Raw genomic sequence first — 21,518 nt, forward strand, 5'->3', positions numbered from 1 at the left:
GCGTAGCCGCCGAACTCCTGACCGAGCGTGACCGGCACAGCGTCCATCAGATGGGTGCGCCCGGATTTGACGACGGTCTTCCACTCGGTCGCCTTCGTGGCAAGCGCAGCATGCAGATGTTCCAGTGCCGGAACAAGATCGGTGACCGCTGCTTCGGTAGCTGCGACATGCGTGGCGGTGGGGAAGGTGTCGTTGGAGGACTGCGACATGTTGACGTGATCATTGGGATGTACGTCCACACCGGCGGCCTTCGCGATGGATGCGATGACCTCGTTGGCGTTCATGTTCGAACTGGTTCCCGAGCCGGTCTGGAAGACGTCGATGGGGAACTGATCGTCGTGCTTGCCTTCGGCGATCTCGTTCGCGGCGGCGATGATTGCGTCGGCCTTGTCCGCGTCGAGGAGTCCGAGGTCCTTGTTGACCTGCGCACACGCTGCTTTCAGCAGGCCCATTGCGCGGATCTGGGTGCGCTCGAGCGGGCGCCCGCTGATCGGGAAGTTCTCGACTGCACGCTGGGTCTGTGCTCGCCACAGTGCGTCGATGGGCACCCGAACTTCGCCCATGGTGTCGTGTTCGATTCGGAACTGTTGATCGTTGCTCTCCGTCATGGCTCCACATTGCCACTTTTCGAGAGCGGGTAGGGGACTACGTCCCCCGTGAGCGGTTGAGGAGTGCAGGGACTCCCTAACCACTCACGGGGCGGAGCCCATCAGAACGTCGGGGGAACCGCGCCCTCTTCGCCGTCGAAGTCGACGGAGCTGTACTCGCGCAGCTTCTCGAGACGGTGGTACGCGTCGATCATGCGAACGGTGCCGGACTTGCTACGCATCACGATGGACTGCGTGCTGGCGCCGCCGCCGTAGTAGCGGACGCCGCGCAGGAGGTCACCGTCGGTGACGCCGGTGGCGCAGAAGAAGACGTTCTCGCCCGAGACGAGATCTTCGGTGGACAGGATCCGATCGAGATCGTGACCGGCGTCGATGGCCTTCTGACGCTCTTCGTCGTCGGTGGGGGCCAGCTTGCCCTGCAGCGATCCACCCATGCAGCGCATGGCTGCTGCGGCGATGATGCCCTCTGGCGTTCCGCCGATGCCCACGAGCATGTCGGTGCCGGACTCCGGACGCGCTGCGGCGATCGCGCCGGCAACGTCACCATCGGAGATCAGACGGATACGAGCGCCGGTGTCGCGAACGTCCTGGATCAGCTGGTTGTGACGCGGGCGGTCCAGGATGCAGATCGTGATGTCGGAGACCGACGCCTTCTTGACCTTGGCCACGCGCTTGATGTTCTCGGCGATCGGTGCGCTGATGTCGATGACATCTGCGGCATCCGGCCCGACAGCGATCTTCTCCATGTAGAACACGGCCGACGGATCGAACATCGCGCCGCGCTCGGCAACAGCCAGAACAGAGATTGCGTTGGGCATGCCCTTGGACATCAAGGTGGTGCCGTCGACCGGGTCGACGGCGAAGTCGCAGTCGGGGCCGTCGCCGTTTCCGACCTCTTCGCCGTTGAACAGCATCGGCGCTTCGTCCTTCTCGCCTTCACCGATGACGACGATGCCGCGCATCGAGACTGACGAGACGAGCTGACGCATGGCGTCGACGGCTGCTCCGTCGCCGCCTTCCTTGTCGCCGCGGCCTACCCAGCGGCCGGCAGCCATAGCACCGGCTTCGGTGACTCGGACCAATTCGAGTGCGAGGTTACGGTCCGGGGTCTCACGATGAGTGCTGCTGGCCGTCATGTGCGGTGCCTCCTGGCGCGGTCGCGGTCGACGGGGTGTGTCGACGCAGTGGTTTCTTCAGGCGTCATTGTCCCAGATGGGAGCGGCTACGTGCGCTGTCGGGTCGCCGCAGAGACGTTTTGTCTCGCTCGAGGGGGACCGGGAATCGTATCTACTGCGGAGTACCTGGATACTGGGGGTGTGGCATCGAAGAAACCCCGCATTCTCGAAGACAACAAAGACATGGTCTGGTCTCTCGTACCGTTGGTGCTGTTCTGCATCATCATTGCGGGCATCGCCAGCCAGTGCACGTTCAGTCCTGGCGGCCCGACGCAGGGGCCTATCCCGAGCGTCGACGTGGACGCAGCTCTGAACTACGACGCGAAGGAACTCGGATTTCCCATCCGTAATCCCGGTGTTCCGGACGGGTGGACTCCGAACTCCGGCAGTCGCAAGATCATCTCCGGCGACGGCGGCGGAGATTCGAGCACTGTGGGATTCATCACGACCAGTGGTCGCTACATCCAGCTGACACAGAGCAACGCCGAGGAATTCCCGTTGGTGTCACATGTTGCCGGTGGACAGCGATTCGCGACCGGAGTCGAGACCGTCGGTGCCGATACGTGGAACGTCTTCGGCGGCGAAGGTGTCGAGTCGATCTGGGTCACGGACGTCGGGGATGTTCGCCTGTTGCTCACGGGCGCGGCGACGCCGGAAGAGTTCCGGATTCTTGCCGAGAAGGTCGGCGCAGCGCAGCCGATCACGCCATAGGATTTGCGGTCGGAGCGGACGTTACTCGTCCGCTTCGGCCAGAGCCTTTTCGACGCGGGCCCTCGCGCCGGCCAAGTGCTCTTCACAGCGCTTGGCCAACGCTTCGCCTCGCTCCCACAGTGAGAGTGACGCGTCGAGGTCCAGACCGCCCTGTTCGAGAATCTTCACGACGCTCACCAATTCGTCGCGGGCTGCTTCGTAGCCGAGTTCGTTGATGTCGGTGTCGGTGGCGTTGCTCATTTTTCTCTTCCCATCACTGCGGCGCGAACGGCGCCGTCTGCAAGTCGAACTCGAACCTGGGTTCCGGGTGGCGCGTCCTCGACCGAGCGCAGAACCTCCGGATCGCCGTCGGCGACAACACGTTGCACGACTGCGTACCCGCGGGCCAGCGTCGCGGCGGGGCCCAGCGTGGTGAGCCGGGCGCGCAGATGCTCGATCGTTCGGGACTCGGAGTCGATCAACCGAGTCACATCGCGTCGTCCGGCGGCTTGGAGCCTTTCGACCTCCTCGGCGCGACGGTCCACCGCGAGCAGCGGTGATGCCATGACCGGTCGAGTGCGCAACTGTTCGATCAGATGAGACTCACGCTTGACCCAGCTGCGCAGTGCCGCAGCGCTGCGGTCACGCAGATCCGCAACCAGGGCAGCTTCCGCAACCGCGTCGGGTACGACGCGCTTGGCCGCGTCCGTGGGTGTGGCTGCGCGCAGGTCGGCGACGTGGTCACTGAGCGGGCTGTCCGGCTCGTGTCCGATGGCACTGACGATCGGCGTCGTGCAGGCCACGATGGCGCGGCACAGCGCTTCGTCGGAGAACGGCAGGAGATCCTCGACGCTACCGCCGCCGCGAGCGAGGATGATGACGTCGACTACCGGGTTGGCGTCGAGTTCCTTCAGCGCTTCGATGATCTGGGGAACAGCAGTCGGACCCTGAACCGCGGTGTTACGCACTGCGATGGCAACTGCTGGCCAACGACGATGGGCGACTGAGACGACATCCTTCTCGGCCGCACTGGCTCGGCCCGTGATCAGGCCGATCGTGCCGGGCAGAAACGGAAGCGGCCGTTTGAGCCGCGGATCGAACAAGCCCTCGGCGGCGAGCAAGGCGCGCAGTCTCTCGATGCGGGCAAGCAGCTCACCGATACCCACGGCGCGAATCTCGGTGACACGCAACGACACCGTTCCGCGTCCGGTGTAGAACGAGAGCTTGCCGAACATCACGACTCGCGAGCCCTCGGTCAACGGCACCGGGGAGTTGTGCAACAACTGCGGTGAGCACGTGATCGACAGCGACATGTCTGCCGACGGATCACGCAGGACGAGAAAGGCCGTTCGGGTGCCGGGGCGTGCATTGATCTGGGTGATCTGACCTTCGACCCAGATACTGCCGAGCCGATCGATCCAGCCGGCGACCTTGGCGGAAACCGTGCGGACCGGCCACGGCTGCTCAGCGCTACTGGCGCCGGACGATCGCTGCGATGAAGCGGGGGGCGTTGCGGAAGTCACTTTGCCTTGGCTGTGGTGATGCGGTTAGTGAGCATGGTCTGGAACGGTGCGCGAGCGAGCGTCGCATTCTCGTAGTCCAGGACTGCGGTCAGCTCGTCGATGCTGAGCGTCCGGATGCGCGCACGGAGCTGTGCGAGTGTGAGGTTGGGGTAGTCGAGTTCGGTGACGATCTCGGGCTCTTCGGCAGGTCCGTCCGTCGTAGCTGCCGTGGATTCGGACTCGGCGACGGGTGCGGGTTCCTCGATGGGGGCAGTCGGCTCGAGCGAGTAGAGCGCGAAGCGACCGGCGTTGGTCGGGGTGTCAGCGGTGGTCGATCCGGTGGAAGGCGTCGGGTCAGCAGGCGCATCGACGTCTTCGTCGAAGACCGCCCACTCGGGCTGTTCGTCCTCGGAAGACCAGTTGATCAGTGCAAATGCCTGATCGCCCTTGATGGCCAACGAGGTGATCGACTGCTGCACGCGCATGCTTGTCTGCAGCATCTGGCTCACGGCGGTCATCGGCAGGGCGACGGCGGTGGTGGGCAACTTCTTTGCCTCTTCCATCGCGGTGACGGCGAGTCCCGCGGCAACGCGCGCCACGAACGGTGGTCGGATCATTCCCACAGCTTGCCGCAAAGCTCCGACAATCGGTAGCCGACTTGCCTGTGACGGCTGTACTCGTTTACTTCGGAACCTTCGATCGGAGCCCGAAACCGAGGTGTTCACGTTTGCCGGAGTGTCTCACGTTCGAGGTGCCAGTAGGCTGGTCACATGTCTTCGGCTGTTCCTCTCAATCTCGGTATCGCGCACTCGGCTGATTCGCCGTCCACCCGCAAGGGCAGCGCCAAGCGCGTGCTCCTCGCCGAGCCTCGCGGCTACTGCGCCGGCGTCGACCGCGCGGTCGAGACCGTCGAGAAGGCCCTCGAGAAGCACGGCGCACCCATCTACGTGCGTAAGGAGATCGTCCACAATCGCCACGTCGTCGAGACGCTCGAAGATCAGGGCGTGATCTTCGTCGACGAAACCGACGAGGTTCCCGAGGGATCGTTGCTCGTGTTCTCGGCGCACGGTGTGTCGCCGGCCGTCCACGACTCGGCTGCCGAGCGGAACCTGCGCACGATCGACGCGACGTGCCCCCTGGTCACGAAGGTGCACCAGGAAGCGAAGCGATTCGCCCGCGACGATTACGACATTCTGCTCATCGGCCACGAAGGCCACGAGGAGGTCGAGGGCACCGCAGGTGAGGCTCCCGATCACGTCACCATCGTCGACGGCCCGGATTCGGTCGACGCGGTCACGGTTCGTGACGAGTCGAAGGTCATCTGGCTTTCCCAGACCACACTGAGCGTCGACGAGACGATGCAGACCGTCGCGCGCCTGCGTGAGCGCTTCCCCAATCTGCAGGACCCGCCGTCCGACGACATCTGCTACGCCACGCAGAACCGTCAGGTCGCGGTCAAGGCGATGGCTCCCGAGTGCGATCTCGTGATCGTGGTGGGTTCGCGGAACTCGTCCAACTCGGTTCGCCTGGTCGAGGTCGCGCTCGGGGCGGGCGCTGCCGCGTCGTACCTGGTCGACTACGCCCGTGAGGTCGATCTCGCGTGGCTCGAGGGTGTCCAGACAGTCGGCATCACGTCAGGCGCATCGGTACCCGAGGTGCTCGTGCGCGGCGTGATCGAACTTCTTGCCGAGCACGGATACAACGACGTTCAACCCGTCACCACTGCCAACGAGACTCTGGTGTTCGCCCTTCCCCGTGAATTGCGAGCAGCGCGCACGTCCTGAAACAAGAAAATGCGGGGCACCTTCCATCTGGGAGGTGCCCCGCATTTTTTGTGCTACCGGGCGCGTCTGTTCAGGGCTCTTCGCGATCGCGGTACCGAACTCGCGGCGGCGGATACGCGGGAAGATCGACTCCGGGTGGGCGGCGGCGAGGGGGCAGCGGCGGCGATACGTCGTCACCCGAAGCGAAGAAGGGCTCCATCCGCTCCTCACGTCTGGGCGACGAAGTGGGCTCGGGCGCCCGGCGGCGACCGTACGACGGGTAGTCGTCGTCTGCCACGGGCCGACTGTCGGGTTGGGGGCGACGCGTAGGCGGTTGGTGCGTGCGATCGACCCTGGGTGGCTGAGGGCTTCTCCGAGGCGGCAGCGGACGCTCGTCCTGGATCGGCTCGCGCCTGGGGGTGCTTCGGTAGGCGGGCTGCTCGTCCACCTCGGGGGCGCGGCGACGCGGCGGCCCGGGGACGGGCGCGTCCGAGACTCTGCGTCGACGCCCGGTCTCGGGTGCGGGTTGTTCTCGCGTGGCAGCCGCAGAGGAGTCACGAGTGGTGGCCGCCGAGCGGCGGGAGCGGGTCGAGCGCGCGGGCCCGGTGGGGCGCTGATTGAGCAGGAAGTATCGGAAGCCACCGATGATCAGCACGACCACGGTTGCGGCCAACATGATCGGAAAGCGGTTGACCAACGGGTACGCGATGTTGATCGCGATATCGCGCAGCGCGGTGCTGTTGTCCTTGCCGATGAGCGTGTGCCCGATCGGCACCGCAGCGAAGAGCAGCAACGGCGGTTGGGCCATCGCGGTGAAGAGTGCTTTGTTCGAAGCGGCAACCACAGCGAAGAGACAGCCCAGGAAGTAGAACGTCGAGAACACCGCGGTGAGCTCTCCGCCGCCTCCGGTGGCATCGATCAGTACGCCGACGGCGGTCACACCGGCAGCAAGCAGGATCACTCCCCACCAGGGCAGGCCGGGGACGGTCACGATGAGCGATCGCTTGTCCAGCGGTACCCCGGAGCGAGCACGTTGGGTTGCAGACACATAACGACATTAGCGGTTCTTGCGTTGTCGGCCGTGTTTGTGCGGGTCGTGGCTGGCGCATTTATCGACGCGATGGCGCGATGGTTTCGGGTTCTTCGCCAAACGAACCGGACGGATTGTGTGCAGGGTCACCGGACGCTCGTGGGTTGGGGCACACCGACGAAGCCGTCAGCGTGGGAGATCGGCGGTGTCGGTGGGCTGCTCTACCGTCGGATTCATGAAGATTCTGCACACCTCCGATTGGCATATAGGTCGCACCTTTCACGGCGTCGATCTGCTGGCCGATCAGTCGAGTGTGCTCGGTTCCATCGCAGATTCCGTCCGCGAACACGGCGTCGACGTCGTGGTCGTGCCGGGGGACATCTACGACCGCTCGATTCCCAGTTCCGACGCGGTCACCGTGTGCAATCGAGGCTTCGAGGCAATCCGGGCGGCGGGGGCGGTCATCGTCGCGACGTCCGGCAATCACGATTCCGCGGTGCGGCTCGGAGCCGGGGCATCCTTTGCCGCTGCCGGCGGCTTGCACCTGATCACTCGCGTCGGCCAGATCGGTACTCCGGTGATGCTGAGCGATCAGTTCGGTCCTGTCGCCTTTTACGGGATTCCGTACCTCGAGCCGGAGATCACGCGCGTCGAGTTGGACGTGCCCCGGGCTTGTACTCATTCCGACATCCTCGGAGCGGCCATGTCGCGTGTTCGGCGAGATCTCGCCGAACGAACGGCTGCCGACCCCGCGACTCGATCGGTATTGCTCGCCCATGCCTTCGTCGTGGGCGGTGAGGCCTCCGAATCGGAACGCTCCATCTCGGTCGGCGGAGTGGAGACCGTCGCAGTGGGCGAATTCGACGGCGTCGACTATGTCGCCCTCGGACACCTGCATTCTCCGCAGATGCTCTCGGAGAGTGTGCGGTACTCAGGTTCACCGTTGCCGTATTCGTTCGGTGAGCGCAGCCACCGCAAGGCTGCGCTTTTGATCGAACTCGACGCAGCCGGTCTGTCGTCGGTGCAGCGCCTCGATCTTCCGGTGATTCGAGGGCTGAGCCAGGTGACGGGAACTCTCGAGGAACTTCTCACCGAGTCGAAGTACGCCGATTCCGAGCAGTGCTACGTCTCCGCTTTGCTCACCGACCCGGTTCGTCCCGTCGATGCCATGAGGCAGCTCCAGGCACGTTTCCCCTTTGCCGTTCACCTCGAATGGCAAAGGCCGGAAGGACAATCGGATCTCAAGTATCGCGACGCGGTACGGGGTCGAACCGACATGGAGATCGCCCGCGGCTTTGTCTCGGCCGTGCGTAGTGACCCGTCCGAGCGGGAGGTCACGTTGATGGCCGAAGCGCTCAGCGCTGCCGCGCGCGCCGAGGAGTCCACGGTAGAACTGAGTGAAACCGCGTGAGGCTGCACAAACTCGAAGTCAGCTCTTTCGGGCCCTTTGCCGACACTGTCGAGGTCGACTTCGACCGATTGGGTGCAGACGGGCTGTTCCTTCTGCACGGCGACACCGGTGCAGGCAAGACCACGATCCTCGACGCGGTTTCCTTTGCCCTGTACGGGCGGGTTCCGGGTGCGCGCAACGAGGGCAAACGGCTACTGTCCGATCACGCGCCCGCCGGTTCGGTGCCGCGCGTGGAACTCGAAGCGACCATCAGTGGTCGCAGAATCAAACTTGTTCGTAGTCCAGAGTATTCGCGCCCGAAGAAGCGTGGCACCGGTTCGATCACAGAGAATGCAAAGGCCACACTGACGTGGTTGGACGGCCGCGGCGAGAATCTTTCGCGCATCCCTGACATCGGTGACGAGATCAACCGCCTCATGGGCATGAGCGCTGATCAGTTCTTCCAGGTGGTGCTCTTGCCGCAGGGTGAGTTCGCCAAATTCCTGCGTGCCGAGAGTGACGAGCGAGGCAAACTGCTCGAGCGTCTGTTCGACACCAAGCGTTTTGTCTCCGTCGAGGCATGGTTCGACGCCAAGCGAAAGGCAAGTGCGACCGCGCTCGCGGCAAGGGAGCAATCCGTGCGGCTGCTGCTCGCGAAGGTCGAGACAGCTGCGGGACTCGAGGTAGGCGCCGAGGCACACCCACTGGAATGGTCGCGCAAACTCCTCGCCGAGGCTCAGGACACCCGCGATACAAGTCTTGCGGAGCTGGTGACCGCGAAAGATGCAGCAGCCGAGGCTAATCGGGTGCTCACCGTTGCGCAGCGAACCTCAGATCTGGTCGCTCGCCGTAATCGTGCGACCACTGAACTCGCAGCATTCAATACGGGCGCCGCCCAAAGAGCTGTGATCGGCGCTGAACTCGAGACCGCCAAGCGCGCACTGCCTGTGGCCGCTGTCGCCGGCGATGTGGACGCTGCCGGCTTGCACCTCGCTGCCGCACTCGAATCGATGACCGCAGCGATGTCGACCTACTCCGCAACGGGCGGTCCGGAGATTTTCGTGCCGGAGGTGTGGCCACCCACCGACGACGAGCGTCAACGCGTCGTAGCTCGGATCCGGACCTGGCGTGACGAGATCGTTCGCCTGGACGCAATGGCGGAGGATGCTCGCAGAGCCGATGCGGCAGAAGCCGAGATCGAGAAACTCGGAGTTCGGCGAGACGCTCTGTCCGAGCGCATCGATGCCATCGCGGTTGAACGCACTCAACTGCCAGAAATGGTGCGCTCGGCCGGCCAACGACTGGAGGATGCGCAACGCGCGCACGCGGCTCTGCCCGGCCTCGAAGCTGCACTGGCCAAAGCATCGGATGCTGCGGCAGCGGCTCATGAATTCGTCTCTCTGCGTGCGCAAGCCGAGAAGATTCGTGTGCAGGTGTTGGATGCGCGCGACGCCCATCAGAGTGCTCGCGGGCGCTGGCTCGACCTCGTGCAGAAGCGTATCGAGGGCATGGCTGCGGAGTTGGCGAGTTCACTCGCGCCCGGTGACCCATGCCAGGTGTGTGGTTCGCGTGAACACCCTGCGCCGGCGCAGTCTGATGTCGTGACGGTCACCGAGCCCGATCTGGAAGTCGCGTCCGCAGCCGAGCGTGCGGCCGAGAAAGCCCTGAGCAAGGTAGTCGACCGCCAGGTAACCGTCGACCGTGACATCGACCGGGTGATCGCCCGCGGCGGGGACGGCGACGTCGCAGAACTCGACAGGCTCCGCGCCGCGGCTCGGAACGCCGTTGACGAGGCGACCCACTCTGCCGGTCAGGTTGGAGGGTTGGCCGACAAGCTCGGGCATCTCAACGAGCGTGACGGCGAGCTGCAACAGGAATCCGCTTCTCTGACGGCCGAATTGGCGGCACTGACCGAGCGTACGACGACTCTGTCGGCCACGGTCGAGCAGATTCGAGCGGCGATCGTCGCTGCGGTGGGAGAAGATTCGACCATCGCTGCTCAGCGCTCGCGGTTCGAAAGGCTTGCCTCCGCTGCCTCGGCGGCGTCTGAGATGCGTGACGACGCCGTTCGTGCGCAGGCGCGATCGGCGGAACTGTCGACCAAACTGGCCGCTGCGGCGGCCGCTGCTGGATTCGATTCGGTCGAGGCTGCGATCGAAGGGGTGAGATCGCCGGCCCGAATCGCAGCGATCGAAACGGAACTCGCCAAAGCACGCGACCTCGAGGTGGCCGCTCGGACGGTCCTCGACGACCCCGAGGTCGTTGCGGTGAGCGAAGTCGAGACAGTCGACGTCGACGGTCCTCGCGAGCGTGCTCTTCAGTGCGCCGAGGTGGTGAACTCGGCTGTTGCAGCTGCTTCCCTGGCCGAGAACCGTGTGTCGGATCTCGAACGGTTCAGCGGACAACTCGAGAAAGCATACGAAGCGGTTGCACCTGAGCGGGAACTGCACGACGAACTCGCTGGCCTCGCCGACGTGATCGCCGGCAAAGGTCAGAACAGTCGCAAGATGTCGCTGCGAGCGTATGTGCTCGCGTCGCGGTTGGAAGAGATCGCCGTGTCGGCATCGGTTCGGCTGCAGCGGATGTCCGGGGGCAGATACGAGTTCGTGCACAGTGACGAGGCAGGTTCTCGGGGTCGCCGCGGCGGTCTGGGGCTCGACATCCGGGACGACTTCACGGGTGTCGTTCGCTCGGCGAAGACGCTCTCGGGCGGTGAATCATTCTTGGCGTCGTTGTCTTTGGCCCTCGGACTTGCCGATGTGGTTGCGGCGGAGTCCGGCGGAATCGTTCTCGACACGATGTTCATCGACGAAGGATTCGGCACTCTCGACGCCGACACCCTCGACTCGGTGATGGCTGTGTTGGACGAGCTTCGCGACGGTGGACGAGTGGTGGGCATCGTCAGTCACGTGGACGAGATGAGGCAGCGAATCCCGAGTCGCCTGCACGTCATTCGCGGACGTGCAGGCTCCTCGGTGAAGGTGATCGCGGGCTGATCAGGCCTTTTTGTTCTCTACCTCTGACTCGGCGTCGTCGTCTTGATCCTCGAGGATGTCCGACGCATCGCCGGCGGGCATCGGCTCGTTGTCGCTTGCGCGTTCGTCGATCTGCTCGCCGATGTACCGGATGACAACTGCTGCCACAGCGGCGACGGGCACTGCGAGGAAGGCGCCGACGATGCCGTACAGCGAGCTACCGGCGGCCACGGCAAGCAGCACGATGACGGCGTGGAGTTTCATCGACTTGCTCTGCAGCACAGGCTGAAGGACGTTTCCTTCGATCTGCTGAACGGCCAGGATGATGATCAACACGATGATGGCGGTGGTGAGACCGTTTGCCACCAGCGCAACCAACACGGCCAGGGCGCCGGCGACAAAGGCACCGACGATCGGGATGAAGCCACCGATGAACGTGAGAATTGCCAGCACCGGTGCCAGCGGGACCCCGAGTATCAGCAATCCGGCGCCGATGAAGACCGCGTCGATCAGACTCACCAGTGCTTGTGTCCTGATGAATCCGCCGAGCGTGTCCCACATGCGGGTGAGGACCTCTTCGAGATGCCGACCGGCGCGGCCGCCGCCGACAGCGTGGAGCCAGGGGATGAACCTCGGTCCGTCCTTGATGAAGAAGAAAGCGAGAATCAGGACCAAACCGAGCGTGACCAACAACGAGCTCGCTGTGCTCACGCCGCTGAAAACGCCTGAAGCGATGGCGGTTCCACTTTCCTGCACCTTGGTGATGACGGCATGGACGGCGTTGTCGATCTGGTCGTCCTTCAGGTTCAGCGGCGGACCCTGGAGCCAGTCCTGAACCTGGTTGATGCCCTCGGTGGTCTTGTTCGCGAGCTCGGGGGCCTGGCTGACCACTGACGGAACGATGCCTGCGATCACACCGGCCAGGATTCCGATCGAGAGCACCAGGGTGATGCCGGCTGCCGCGGCCGGTGGCATACCGCGCTTGATCATGCCGCGGGTCGGCGGCCACATGACTGTCGCAACAACGATAGCCAGAGCCACCGGCAGGATGATGACCCAGAGCTTTTCGATCAGCCAGCCGAAAATCCAGGCGCCCAGCGAAATCGACGCCAACACCAACGACCATTTTGCGAGCCACATACCCCCTTGCCCGATGATCTCGCCGCGGTCGCGCTTGCGCACCCCTGCGGACGTCCCCTTGTCTTGCTCGCTCACTGATCGTCCTTTCCGTCGGCGCAGGGATCTCCTCGCCGATGTGCGAATCCGGTGATCTAGCTGAGCTGATCGTAACGACTGCATGCGATAACTCGTGTGTTGCGCTGCAATACTGTGTTTTGAAGCATGCTGATCGGACTAACATTTCCGTCATGAGAATCGCAGCAGCAGTCGGGGCAGCAGCAATCGTCGTTCTCGGGCTCACCGCGTGTAGCACCGAGGATCAGGACAACGCGCAGAACAAGATCAGCGAGGCAGTCACGAGCGGGCAACAGGCGCTCGAGACGGCGAAACAGTCAGCGGGCAACGCCATCGATCAGGGCAAGACGGCGCTGTTCGTCGCCACGTTCCGTGGGGCTTACGCACCGTTGGCGGAGAACCGCGACGACGCAGACATCGAGGAGATCTTGACGACCACGTGTACCGAGGTCGCCAACGGCACGGACGAGGCGGAGGTCAAGACCAAGATCACCGACCTGGCCGAGAACAACGGCAACAAGCCCACCGACGAGCAGGCCGGCCACATTTACGAACTCGCGAAGGCCACCTGCCCCTGACCGGATTCAGCAGCAGCGGGCGCCTGGGTTGGCGTCGGCTGCTGCGTGTCGGCGGCGCCAGAACTCTCGTTCGCTGATCACCGGTGAGTCGGCGTGGTGGCGTCGGGTGTGCTCGACGTAGCGCTGATAGTCGAGATCACCCATCACCGAGCGAACCCACCACAGCGTTCCGCGGAACGCTGTGGTGAGTTTTGCCGTCATGGTCGCCGTCGTCATGGTCAGTGCCCACCTCCGTGTGCGGCGCCGGGCGCCCGGACTTTCCCGGCTTTGATCAGCTCGTCCCATTCTTTCTGGATTTCCTTCTCCGCGGGCGTCGGAATGAAGCTGGCGGGTCCGAAGATTTTCGACGGTTCTTCCGGGGACTCGGTGGTCGGCAGCCCGCCCGCTCGGATTGCCTTGGCACATACGATGATCCCGGCGATGACCACGACGATCACCAGTGACGCGAAGATGATCGACAACGTGCCCTGGATGAAGGTGTTGCGAATGACGGCATCGATGGCCTCCGGAGTCTTCGCGGAACCGTGCGCCGTCTCGCCGGCAGCCTTCGCGTCCTTGAACACGTTGTGCTGAGCCCAGTACCCGATCGCGGGGTTGTCGGAGAAGATCTTCTGGTACGACGCGGTCATGGTTACGACCAGGTCCCACACCAGCGGTACGCCGGGAATCCAGGCCCATTTGAACAGGCCCTTCTTCATGACGATCGTCATGACCACCGTCAGTGCGATCGCGGCGAGTAGCTGGTTGGCGATGCCGAAGAGCGGGAAGAGTGTGTTGATTCCGCCCAGCGGATCGGTGACACCCATGAGCAGAATCGCGCCCCAGGCAGCGACGACGATCAGCGAGCACAGCCACGCGCCGATGCGCCACGACGGGTCCTTGAACTTCTTCGCCGGACCGCCGAAGTTGCCGAGCGAGTCGGAGAGCATGAATCGAGCGACGCGGGTGCCGGCATCGATCGTGGTGAGGATGAAGAGCGCCTCGAACATGATCGCGAAGTGGTACCAGAACGATTTCAGCGAGTCGCCGCCGAAGACGTCGCTGAGTACTTCGGACATTCCGAACGCGAGCGTCGGGGCGCCGCCGGTTCGCGAGATGATCGATTCTTCGCCGACGGCCTCGGCTGCCTGAGTCAGCACGTCCGGTGTGATGGGGGCAGTGCCGAGGGGCAGATTGTTGACGTATTCGGCTGCGGTTTCCGGTGTTCCACCGGTCAGTGCCGCGGGAGCGTTGAGTGCGAAGTACAGGTGCTGATCGAGGATGCAGGCGGTGACCAGAGCCATGATCGCGACAAACGATTCGGTCAGCATGCCGCCGTACCCGATCATCTTGGTCTGGCTTTCCTTCTCGAGCAGCTTTGGCGTCGTACCGGACGCGATCAGTGCGTGGAAGCCCGAGAGTGCGCCACAGGCAATGGTGATGAACAGGAACGGGAACAGTGAACCGGCAAAGGCCGGGCCTTCGCCGTTGGAGGCGAATGGCGTCACTGCCGGCATGTTCAGAGCGGGTCGTGCGACCAGAATTCCGATGGCCAGCAGCGCGATGGTGCCGACCTTCATGAACGTCGACAGGTAGTCGCGCGGTGCCAGGAGCAGCCAGACTGGCAGCACCGATGCGGCGAATCCGTACGCGATCATCAGCCACGCGATGGTGACCTTCGAGAGTGTGAACCAGTCTGCGCCCCAACCGGTATCGGCAACCCATCCGCCGGAGACGATGGCCAGGAGAAGCAGGACGACGCCGATCAGGGAGACCTCGGAAACCTTGCCCGGCCGCAGATACCGCAGGTACACGCCCATGAACAGCGCGATGGGGATGGTCATCGCGATCGAGAACACTCCCCACGGGGACTCGGCGAGCGCATTGACGACCACAAGTCCGAGCACCGCGATGAGGATGATCATGATGACGAACACGCCGATCAGTGCGGCGACGCCGCCGACAAGGCCGAGTTCTTCGCGGGCCATCTGACCGAGGCTGCGCCCGCGGCGCTTCGACGAGATCCACAGGACCATGAAGTCCTGCACCGCCCCGGCGAACACGACGCCGACGATGATCCAGATCGTTCCCGGAAGATATCCCATCTGCGCGGCCAACACGGGTCCGACCAGGGGACCGGCACCGGCGATTGCCGCGAAGTGGTGACCGAACAGCACCCGACGGTCGGTCGGCATGTAGTCGGCGCCGTTCTCCATGATTTCGGCGGGAGTTGCGACGTCGTCGCGGGGCTTGACGATCTTGCGTTCGATCAACCGCGCATAGAAGCGGTAGGCGATCAGATAGGTACAGATTGCGGCCAACACGAACCACACAGCGCTGATGTGTTCACCGCGGACGATCGCAATCATGTACCAGGCGCTCGCGCCGACCAGTCCGAGAACAAGGAAGACGACGCGCGCAGTCGTGGAGATGGGTGTTTTGTCGATGACGCCGACAGGTGGCAGGTCAGGATCGGTTTTCAGGTACTCGACATTTGGTTCCGGCGCAGTCGTCAAGCTCATCGTCGAACTCCGTCCACTAGTGCACGTGTGGCCGCCGTCACAGCGGGCCATCTGTCACTGTAGGACCAGAAGGGTGAATCCGCGCGATCTGAAACGCGGGAGTCGACCGACGTCAGAATCGGTGAGCGTCGGCGTCGATCCAATCGGTGAGCCAGCTCTGCGGCGGGGAGTCGAGCAGTTCGCCCGGCATCAGCCAGTCGAACAGGTCGGCATAGGTGCGAGTGGTGAGACCGTCGACGCGGCGGTTGAGCATTCCCGGTTGCAGTTGGTCGAAGGAATCGATGCCCATCGACGCGATCATCTGTTGCGCGCTGGCGACGGTTGCCTTCTGGAATCGGTAGACGCGCTCGCTCTTGTCGGGGATGTCGAGTGCGCGGGTGCGTGCCGGATCCTGAGTGGCAACGCCGACCGGGCAGCGGTTGGTGTGGCACATCTGGGCCTGAATACAGCCCACTGCGAACATCATTGCGCGGGCCGCCATCGTGAAGTCTGCGCCCTGGATGATGCGTTTGACGATGTCGGAACCGCTCGCCACCTTTCCGGAAGCGCCGACTTTCACGAGAGGGCGCAAACCAGTTCCCACCAGAGCGTTGTGCACCAGCATCAGGCCCTCGGTCAACGGCATGCCCATGTGGTCCTCGAACTCCACCGGACCTGCGCCGGTGCCGCCTTCGGAACCGTCCACGATGATGAAGTCGGGCGTGATACCGCGTTCGATCATCGCCTTGCAGATTCCGAGGAATTCACGACGCGAGCCGACACACAGTTTCATCCCGACCGGCTTGCCTCCCGACAGTTTTCGCAGGGTCGCGATGAAATCGACCAGTTCGACCGGGGTGCTGAACGCGGTGTGCGCGGGTGGCGAAATCACGGTCTGGCCGACGGGTACCCCGCGGGTTTCGGCGATTTCGGGGGAGACCTTGACTCCGGGAAGCACGCCACCCAACCCGGGTTTCGCACCTTGCGAGAGCTTGATCGAAATGGCCTTCACCTGATCGAGTCCGGCACGCTCGGCAAAACGGTCAGGATCGAATCGGCCGTCCTCGGTTCGGCATCCGAAGTATCCCGAGGCGATTTCCCAGATCAGATCGCCGCCGTGTTTGCGGTGATACGGACTGATCGCGCCTTCGCCGGTGTCGTGGGCGAAGCCGCCTTTGGCGGCGCCGGCGTTGAGGGCTTCGATTGCGTTGGCGGACAACGACCCGAAGCTCATCGCGGAGACGTTCAGGAGAGCGATGTCGTACGGCTTCGTGCAATCGCGTCCGCCGAGGCGAACTCGGGGAACGGTGTCGGGGGCGGTCCGTGCGCGAATCGAATGCGTCATGAACTCGTAGCCGATCGCATTGACGTCGCGCTCGGTCCCGAAGGGCTCTTCCGCCAGTGTTCCCTTTGCCCGCTCGTAAACCAGATCTCGCGTTTCGCGATCGAATGGCATTCCATCGGTGGATGATTCGACGAAATACTGCTGGATCTCCGGTCGAATCTTCTCGAGGAGGAATCGCGCGTGCCCCAGGACCGGATAGTTACGGAGGATGCTGTGGGACTTCTGAGTGAGGTCGTAGGTGCCCATGGCCGCCAGCGCGAGTGTGACGACAGCGATCACCCACCATCCGGGCGAGGCGACAATTGCGAGCGCGGCGGTGCCGAGACCCACTATCCATATCAAGAGCACGATCAGCATCCGAGTCACCTCGAGAGCGTAGGCGCTCACTGTGACACGGCAGCGGTAAGTCTCCACTAGGTTCTGCGATAGAGAACCGAATCCGACTCTTTGGGGGAATGATGACCGAACCGCAATATCCGACCGACCCGCAGGATCCGAAGGAGCAACAGTATCCGAAGGAGCAGCAGTATCCGGCAGGCCAGCAGTATTCAGCCGGTCAGCAATATTCAGCAGGCCAGGAATATCCGACGGGCCAGCAGTACCCGACCGACCCGCAGTACTCAGCCGGACAGCAGTATCCGACCGGTCAGCAGTACAGCGCAGCCCAGCAGTACAGCGCTGCTCCCACGTACGCGGCGCCTCAGTACGGTCCGCCGAAGTCCAACGCGGGATGGGCCGTCGCGTCGATCATCTTCTTCTGGCCTATCGCGTTCGCCGCGTTCAACCATCTCCACGACATCTACCCGAAGTGGGCGATGGGCGATCACCAGGGCGCGCAGTACGCATCCGAGCGGGTGAAGAAACTCGGGCAGATCTCGCTCCTCATAGCCGTGATCTGCTGGGTGCTGTTCATCGCGTTCTACGTCATCTTCCTGGTTGCGATCGTGTCATCCGTCGATTCGTATACCTACAACTGATCACCTGCCGCGACGTGACGGTGGGGCGAGTACCCGTCACGTCGCCGCGAGGCCGTAGAATCCACAGACCGTGAGCCTTACCCTCGGAATCGTCGGACTGCCCAACGTCGGCAAGTCCACCCTTTTCAATGCACTGACCAACAACGACGTGTTGGCAGCGAACTACCCGTTCGCGACCATCGAACCCAACGTCGGTCTGGTCGAGCTGCCCGATCCGCGGCTGCAGAAGCTCGCCGAGATCTTCGGCTCCGAGCGCATCCTCCCCGCGACCGTGTCGTTCGTCGACATTGCCGGCATCGTCAAGGGAGCGTCCGAGGGCGCAGGCCTGGGTAACAAGTTCCTGGCCAACATCCGTGAAGCGGACGCCATCTGCCAGGTAGTTCGCGTCTTCGCCGACGACGACGTCATCCACGTCGACGGCAAGGTCGACCCGGCCTCCGATATCGAGGTCATCGAGACCGAACTCGTGATCGCCGACATGCAGACCTTGGAGAAGGCTCTCCCGCGTCTGGACAAGGAAGCTCGCAAGAACAAGGAGCTCAAGCCGGCCCACGACGAGGCACTCAAGGCTCAGGCCTTCCTCAACGAGGGCACGACGCTCTTCAGCGTCAAGGACAAGCTCGACTTCTCGTTGCTTCGTGAGCTGAGCCTGCTCACCACCAAGCCCTTCCTGTACGTCTTCAACGCCGACGAGTCTGTGCTCACCGACGCAGCGAAGGTTGCGGAATTGCGCGCATCCGTCGCACCGGCCGACGCTGTGTTCCTCGACGCGAAGGTCGAGCAGGAACTCCTCGAGCTCGACGAGGAAGACCGCCAGGAAATGCTCGACTCGATCGGTCAGACCGAGCCGGGCCTGCACGCTCTCGCGCGCACCGGCTTCCACACCCTCGGACTGCAGACCTACCTGACGGCTGGTCCGAAGGAAGCTCGCGCCTGGACCATCCACAAGGGTGACACCGCTCCCCAGGCTGCCGGCGTCATTCACACCGACTTCGAGCGCGGCTTCATCAAGGCTGAAATCGTGTCCTTCGACGACCTCGTCGAGGCGGGTTCCATGGCCGCGGCCAAGGCTGCCGGCAAGGTCCGCATGGAGGGCAAGGAATACGTCATGGCCGACGGCGATGTGGTGGAGTTCCGCTTCAACGTCTAAATCCGCGGCTCCTGGTCGTCACCCCACGGGCATCTCGCTGAGCGTCCGACGGGTGACGAACCGCCGCGCTTTCCCCGACAACGGGTCGGTGAATTCGAGTTCCCTCGCGAGCAATTGGAGTGGGAGGGAATGATCGTCCGGCGCGTCGGGCAGCAGGTCGGGGTATCGCCGGTCGCCCAGGATCCCGGCGCCGAGAGCTGCCAGGTGCACTCGCAACTGGTGCATCCGTCCGGACTGCGGACGTAGAACCGTGTGCAGCACAGCACGTCCGGAGGCACTCACGCCCGGCCCTCGCGCCTCGATCATGGTCTCGGAGTTGGGTTCACGGCTGTCGTCGACGACGACTCGCAACTCGCCGCGTCGAGCTTCGATGTGGTTGCGGTAAACGAGAGGGACGTCGAGCGCTGGTGCATCCCGGCCCCGCCGGGTCGGTCGCGCCGACACCGCCTCGTAAACCTTCGTGACCTGACGCTTCTCGAACAGTGACTGGTACGCGCCGCGCGTCGCGGGGCGGGCCGAGAACATCACCACCCCTGCGGTGCCGCGGTCGAGTCGATGGATCGGGGTCAGATCTGGGTTGTCGAGACGAACCCGCAGGCGGATGAGCGCCGACTCACGCAGGTATCGCCCGCTCGGAGTGGTCGGGAGAAAATGTGGCTTGTCGATGACGACGAGATCGTCGTCGGTGTGCAGGATCTCCTCGTGGAACGGCACCGGGTCCTCCGCCGGCAACTCACGGTAGTACCAGACGAACCGGTGCGCGCTGAGTTCTGTGTTCAGGCAGATCGAGTGGCCGTCGGTATCTACGAACTCGCCGTCGTCGAACCGCCGATACAGGTTCTCGGCGTCCAGATGGTCGAACTTGGCTACGACGTACTCGGCGATCGTCGCCCACGGCCCAGAGAGCGGGATGCGTAGGCGCGTCGGGCCAACCCCGTTCTTGACGGGCAGCGGTGGGGACATGGACACGCAGGTCATCATCCCATCGACTACTGGTCAGCGGTGATTCGGTGTGGCCTCGACGGGGACGTCCCCGCGGGGACGCGGAAACCGAACTCACAGCGGTGGTCGGTGTAGATCGTCGAGTCGAAAATCAGTAGCGCGGACGAGATGCAGGCCCGTATGGTTCGGCAGAGAATGATCGCAGTCGAAAAGCACTGCGGGCCATACCTTCTGTAGCTCAATTGGTGAGAGCACCCGACTGTGACTCGGGCGACGGCGGATCGTAACCGCCCAGAGGGACCAGCTCAGATACGGCTGAGGTCGGGCTTCTAGGCGCAGAGGCCGGCGGCCCTTTGCCTGCACAGTTGTCGAACGAGCCTGAGCCGGTATTCCCTGAATCGCCGGACAGCATTCCAGTCGCCGGCCATTTCCGCGTCGGCAAGTAGGTATTCGCAGTTGTCCAACTGATCCTTCAAAGACATCATCAGAATTCACCTCCGATCACCCGAGCAAGTACCTGTCCAGGATGCGGCCGACGGGACCCCGGGGACATCGGCCGTAGTACCTGTTCAGGTACCTGCTTCGGTGCGCGGTGGAGGCTACTTCTTGACCGCAGGTGCAGGTAGTGGCATGCCTCGCTCGGCCAGAACGGCTCGGAGACGATCGGGGTAGTCGGTGATGATCCCGTCGACACCGAGGTCGATCAGGGCGTGCATGGTGGCGGGATCATCGACGGTCCACGGGATGACCTTCATGCCACGCGCATGTGCGCTCGCGATCATGTCGGCTGTCGGATAGAGGGTGAAACCGGGATCCCCGACCTTTCCGCCCTGCGGAGTTCCTTGGACGGGGGAGTAGGCGGAGGCACCAAAGGTTGCTACCGCCGCGATGCCGTCGCCACCGAAATCATCGATGTCCAGACCGCCGAGCCACGGTGACGCTCCGTCCTTGCCTACCTGGAGAAAGTCGCCGTTTGTGAGCGCAACGACGGGGACACTCGGCGCGAGTTGACGGGTGAGCATGAGCGAGCCCCAGTCGAAGCTCTGAATGGTGACGCTGTCCAACAATCCGGCTGCCCGGATCGTATCGAGGACTACAGAGACGAACTGCTCACGCGGGGCGGTCTCGTGAGGCGCTCCCGCTTCCACCTTGGTCTCGATGTTGAGCTTGATTCCGGGTGCGTTGTACGACTTCACCAGGGCAAGCACTTCTTCGAGCGTCTGCATTTTCGCTCCCGGAACATTCTGCTGTTCAGGGTATCCGGCAAGGGGGAGAGTGCCGCAGTCCATGGTCTTGATCTGCTGCAGGCTCAGCGTGTTGACGAATTTGCCGACGTACGGGAACTCCGGGTCACCCGCAGTTGCGGGCTCGGTGTCGAGGCATTTCTTGTTCGAGATCTTACGATCGTGCGTGACGACAGCGATCCCGTCCTCGGTGATCTGGGTATCGAGTTCCAGTGTGCTGACGCCCATTTCGAGGGCATTCGCGAACGCGGCCAGGCTGCTTTCCGTGTACAGGCCGAGCCCGCCGCGGTGGGCTTGGACGTCGAACGTCGAAACCGGCTGGGGCGCTGAACTACCGAACGAACCGGACCAGTCGAGACTGCCGGTTGGCGATGCGGCGGCCGGGGCCGCCAGGGCGGTGAGGGGGAGTGCGACGGTCACGGCGGCGCACGACAATATTCTGCTCAGTTGCATGAAAGGAACGTAGAGGCGTCGA

19 protein-coding genes and 1 tRNA gene are annotated in these 21,518 nt (G+C 63.6%); 8 read left to right on the top strand and 12 right to left on the bottom strand.

What is annotated here, in order from left to right; genetic code table 11:
• Together QM609_RS23325 and glpX are read right to left on the bottom strand one after the other, a co-directional pair.
• On the bottom strand, positions 1–608 hold a 608-nt coding region (locus tag QM609_RS23325; protein WP_283337507.1), incomplete at its 3' end, for a lyase family protein.
• A gap of 101 nt (positions 609–709) precedes the next feature.
• Positions 710–1,744 (bottom strand): class II fructose-bisphosphatase, encoded by a 1,035-nt coding sequence (gene glpX / locus QM609_RS23330; protein WP_003945202.1) that lies wholly within the window; start codon positions 1,742–1,744, stop codon positions 710–712.
• Positions 1,745–1,924: 180 nt separating this feature from the next.
• Here glpX and QM609_RS23335 point away from each other — a divergent pair, with 180 nt between their 5' ends.
• A complete protein-coding gene (locus QM609_RS23335) occupies positions 1,925–2,494 on the top strand; it encodes a DUF4245 domain-containing protein (protein WP_003945206.1) in 570 nt (189 codons plus the stop codon).
• A gap of 21 nt (positions 2,495–2,515) precedes the next feature.
• Here QM609_RS23335 and QM609_RS23340 read toward each other — a convergent pair whose 3' ends face one another.
• From QM609_RS23340 to QM609_RS23350, 3 genes are read right to left on the bottom strand one after another with little or no spacing between them, the layout of a single operon-like run.
• On the bottom strand, positions 2,516–2,734 hold the full coding sequence (locus QM609_RS23340) for an exodeoxyribonuclease VII small subunit (RefSeq protein ID WP_003945276.1): 219 nt from the start codon (positions 2,732–2,734) through the stop codon (positions 2,516–2,518).
• Positions 2,731–3,996 carry an exodeoxyribonuclease VII large subunit gene (gene xseA / locus QM609_RS23345; protein WP_050656007.1) on the bottom strand — a complete coding sequence of 422 codons (1,266 nt, stop codon included), beginning with the start codon at positions 3,994–3,996 and terminating at the stop codon, positions 2,731–2,733. Before xseA ends, QM609_RS23340 begins: the two co-directional genes overlap by 4 nt.
• Complete coding sequence (locus QM609_RS23350) at positions 3,993–4,592, bottom strand: lipid droplet-associated protein (protein WP_030536251.1); 600 nt, start codon at positions 4,590–4,592, stop codon at positions 3,993–3,995. The genes xseA and QM609_RS23350 overlap by 4 nt, the downstream gene beginning before the upstream one ends.
• A 153-nt stretch (positions 4,593–4,745) precedes the next feature.
• Between QM609_RS23350 and QM609_RS23355 the strand changes: the two genes are divergently transcribed.
• Positions 4,746–5,759 (top strand): 4-hydroxy-3-methylbut-2-enyl diphosphate reductase, encoded by a 1,014-nt coding sequence (locus QM609_RS23355; protein WP_003945273.1) that lies wholly within the window; start codon positions 4,746–4,748, stop codon positions 5,757–5,759.
• A 70-nt stretch (positions 5,760–5,829) separates the two neighbouring features.
• Here QM609_RS23355 and QM609_RS23360 read toward each other — a convergent pair whose 3' ends face one another.
• Positions 5,830–6,786 (bottom strand): DUF6542 domain-containing protein, encoded by a 957-nt coding sequence (locus QM609_RS23360; RefSeq protein WP_007726347.1) that lies wholly within the window; start codon positions 6,784–6,786, stop codon positions 5,830–5,832.
• A 217-nt stretch (positions 6,787–7,003) separates the two neighbouring features.
• On the opposite strand from QM609_RS23360, the gene QM609_RS23365 reads away from it, so the two are divergent.
• Together QM609_RS23365 and QM609_RS23370 are read left to right on the top strand one after the other, a co-directional pair.
• Positions 7,004–8,179, top strand: a complete 1,176-nt coding sequence (locus QM609_RS23365) for an exonuclease SbcCD subunit D (RefSeq protein ID WP_050656030.1) — start codon at positions 7,004–7,006, stop codon at positions 8,177–8,179.
• The gene (locus QM609_RS23370; protein ID WP_050656008.1) at positions 8,176–11,154 is read left to right on the top strand and encodes an AAA family ATPase; all 2,979 of its coding nucleotides are present in this window, start codon (positions 8,176–8,178) and stop codon (positions 11,152–11,154) included. The genes QM609_RS23365 and QM609_RS23370 overlap by 4 nt, the downstream gene beginning before the upstream one ends.
• Here the strand turns inward: QM609_RS23370 and QM609_RS23375 are convergent, their stop codons facing one another.
• Positions 11,155–12,348, bottom strand: coding sequence for an AI-2E family transporter (locus tag QM609_RS23375; RefSeq protein ID WP_003945249.1), 1,194 nt, complete (start codon positions 12,346–12,348; stop codon positions 11,155–11,157).
• 152 nt (positions 12,349–12,500) lie between these two features.
• Here QM609_RS23375 and QM609_RS23380 point away from each other — a divergent pair, with 152 nt between their 5' ends.
• Positions 12,501–12,905, top strand: a complete 405-nt coding sequence (locus tag QM609_RS23380; RefSeq protein WP_003945253.1) for a hypothetical protein — start codon at positions 12,501–12,503, stop codon at positions 12,903–12,905.
• A gap of 6 nt (positions 12,906–12,911) precedes the next feature.
• Here the strand turns inward: QM609_RS23380 and QM609_RS23385 are convergent, their stop codons facing one another.
• The 3 genes from QM609_RS23385 to QM609_RS23395 form a co-directional block, all read right to left on the bottom strand.
• Positions 12,912–13,121: a YbdD/YjiX family protein gene (locus tag QM609_RS23385; protein WP_003945213.1), complete on the bottom strand. Its 210-nt coding sequence runs from the start codon at positions 13,119–13,121 to the stop codon at positions 12,912–12,914.
• Positions 13,122–13,123: 2 nt separating this feature from the next.
• Positions 13,124–15,406 (bottom strand): carbon starvation CstA family protein, encoded by a 2,283-nt coding sequence (locus QM609_RS23390; protein ID WP_050656009.1) that lies wholly within the window; start codon positions 15,404–15,406, stop codon positions 13,124–13,126.
• A 112-nt stretch (positions 15,407–15,518) separates the two neighbouring features.
• Positions 15,519–17,096, bottom strand: coding sequence for an FMN-binding glutamate synthase family protein (locus QM609_RS23395; protein WP_042449196.1), 1,578 nt, complete (start codon positions 17,094–17,096; stop codon positions 15,519–15,521).
• 92 nt (positions 17,097–17,188) lie between these two features.
• Between QM609_RS23395 and QM609_RS23400 the strand changes: the two genes are divergently transcribed.
• Together QM609_RS23400 and ychF are read left to right on the top strand one after the other, a co-directional pair.
• Positions 17,189–17,707: a CD225/dispanin family protein gene (locus tag QM609_RS23400; RefSeq protein WP_371683539.1), complete on the top strand. Its 519-nt coding sequence runs from the start codon at positions 17,189–17,191 to the stop codon at positions 17,705–17,707.
• A gap of 70 nt (positions 17,708–17,777) precedes the next feature.
• Positions 17,778–18,857: a redox-regulated ATPase YchF gene (gene ychF, locus QM609_RS23405; protein WP_019744568.1), complete on the top strand. Its 1,080-nt coding sequence runs from the start codon at positions 17,778–17,780 to the stop codon at positions 18,855–18,857.
• 18 nt (positions 18,858–18,875) lie between these two features.
• On the opposite strand, the gene QM609_RS23410 is transcribed toward ychF, so the two are convergent.
• The gene (locus QM609_RS23410; RefSeq protein ID WP_050656011.1) at positions 18,876–19,838 is read right to left on the bottom strand and encodes a pseudouridine synthase; all 963 of its coding nucleotides are present in this window, start codon (positions 19,836–19,838) and stop codon (positions 18,876–18,878) included.
• A 188-nt stretch (positions 19,839–20,026) separates the two neighbouring features.
• On the opposite strand from QM609_RS23410, the gene QM609_RS23415 reads away from it, so the two are divergent.
• Positions 20,027–20,102, top strand: a tRNA-His gene (locus QM609_RS23415).
• 296 nt (positions 20,103–20,398) lie between these two features.
• On the opposite strand, the gene QM609_RS23420 is transcribed toward QM609_RS23415, so the two are convergent.
• Positions 20,399–21,496 carry a glycerophosphodiester phosphodiesterase family protein gene (locus tag QM609_RS23420; protein WP_179090764.1) on the bottom strand — a complete coding sequence of 366 codons (1,098 nt, stop codon included), beginning with the start codon at positions 21,494–21,496 and terminating at the stop codon, positions 20,399–20,401.
• Positions 21,497–21,518 lie beyond the last annotated feature (22 nt).

Source organism: Rhodococcus sp. IEGM 1302, from assembly GCF_030056935.1.
In the GTDB taxonomy this organism is placed as follows: domain Bacteria; phylum Actinomycetota; class Actinomycetes; order Mycobacteriales; family Mycobacteriaceae; genus Rhodococcus_F; species Rhodococcus_F qingshengii.

Excerpts from the sequence above, each read along its gene's own strand:
- glpX (WP_003945202.1), bottom strand. The coding sequence starts at position 1,744 with ATGACGGCCAGCAGCACTCATCGTGAGACCCCGGACCGTAACCTCGCA.
- QM609_RS23340 (WP_003945276.1), bottom strand. The coding sequence starts at position 2,734 with ATGAGCAACGCCACCGACACCGACATCAACGAACTCGGCTACGAAGCA.
- QM609_RS23350 (WP_030536251.1), bottom strand. The coding sequence starts at position 4,592 with ATGATCCGACCACCGTTCGTGGCGCGCGTTGCCGCGGGACTCGCCGTC.
- QM609_RS23355 (WP_003945273.1), top strand. The coding sequence starts at position 4,746 with ATGTCTTCGGCTGTTCCTCTCAATCTCGGTATCGCGCACTCGGCTGAT.
- QM609_RS23365 (WP_050656030.1), top strand. The coding sequence starts at position 7,004 with ATGAAGATTCTGCACACCTCCGATTGGCATATAGGTCGCACCTTTCAC.
- QM609_RS23380 (WP_003945253.1), top strand. The coding sequence starts at position 12,501 with ATGAGAATCGCAGCAGCAGTCGGGGCAGCAGCAATCGTCGTTCTCGGG.
- QM609_RS23385 (WP_003945213.1), bottom strand. The coding sequence starts at position 13,121 with ATGACGACGGCGACCATGACGGCAAAACTCACCACAGCGTTCCGCGGA.
- QM609_RS23390 (WP_050656009.1), bottom strand. The coding sequence starts at position 15,406 with ATGAGCTTGACGACTGCGCCGGAACCAAATGTCGAGTACCTGAAAACC.
- QM609_RS23400 (WP_371683539.1), top strand. The coding sequence starts at position 17,189 with ATGACCGAACCGCAATATCCGACCGACCCGCAGGATCCGAAGGAGCAA.
- QM609_RS23410 (WP_050656011.1), bottom strand. The coding sequence starts at position 19,838 with ATGATGACCTGCGTGTCCATGTCCCCACCGCTGCCCGTCAAGAACGGG.
- QM609_RS23420 (WP_179090764.1), bottom strand. The coding sequence starts at position 21,496 with ATGCAACTGAGCAGAATATTGTCGTGCGCCGCCGTGACCGTCGCACTC.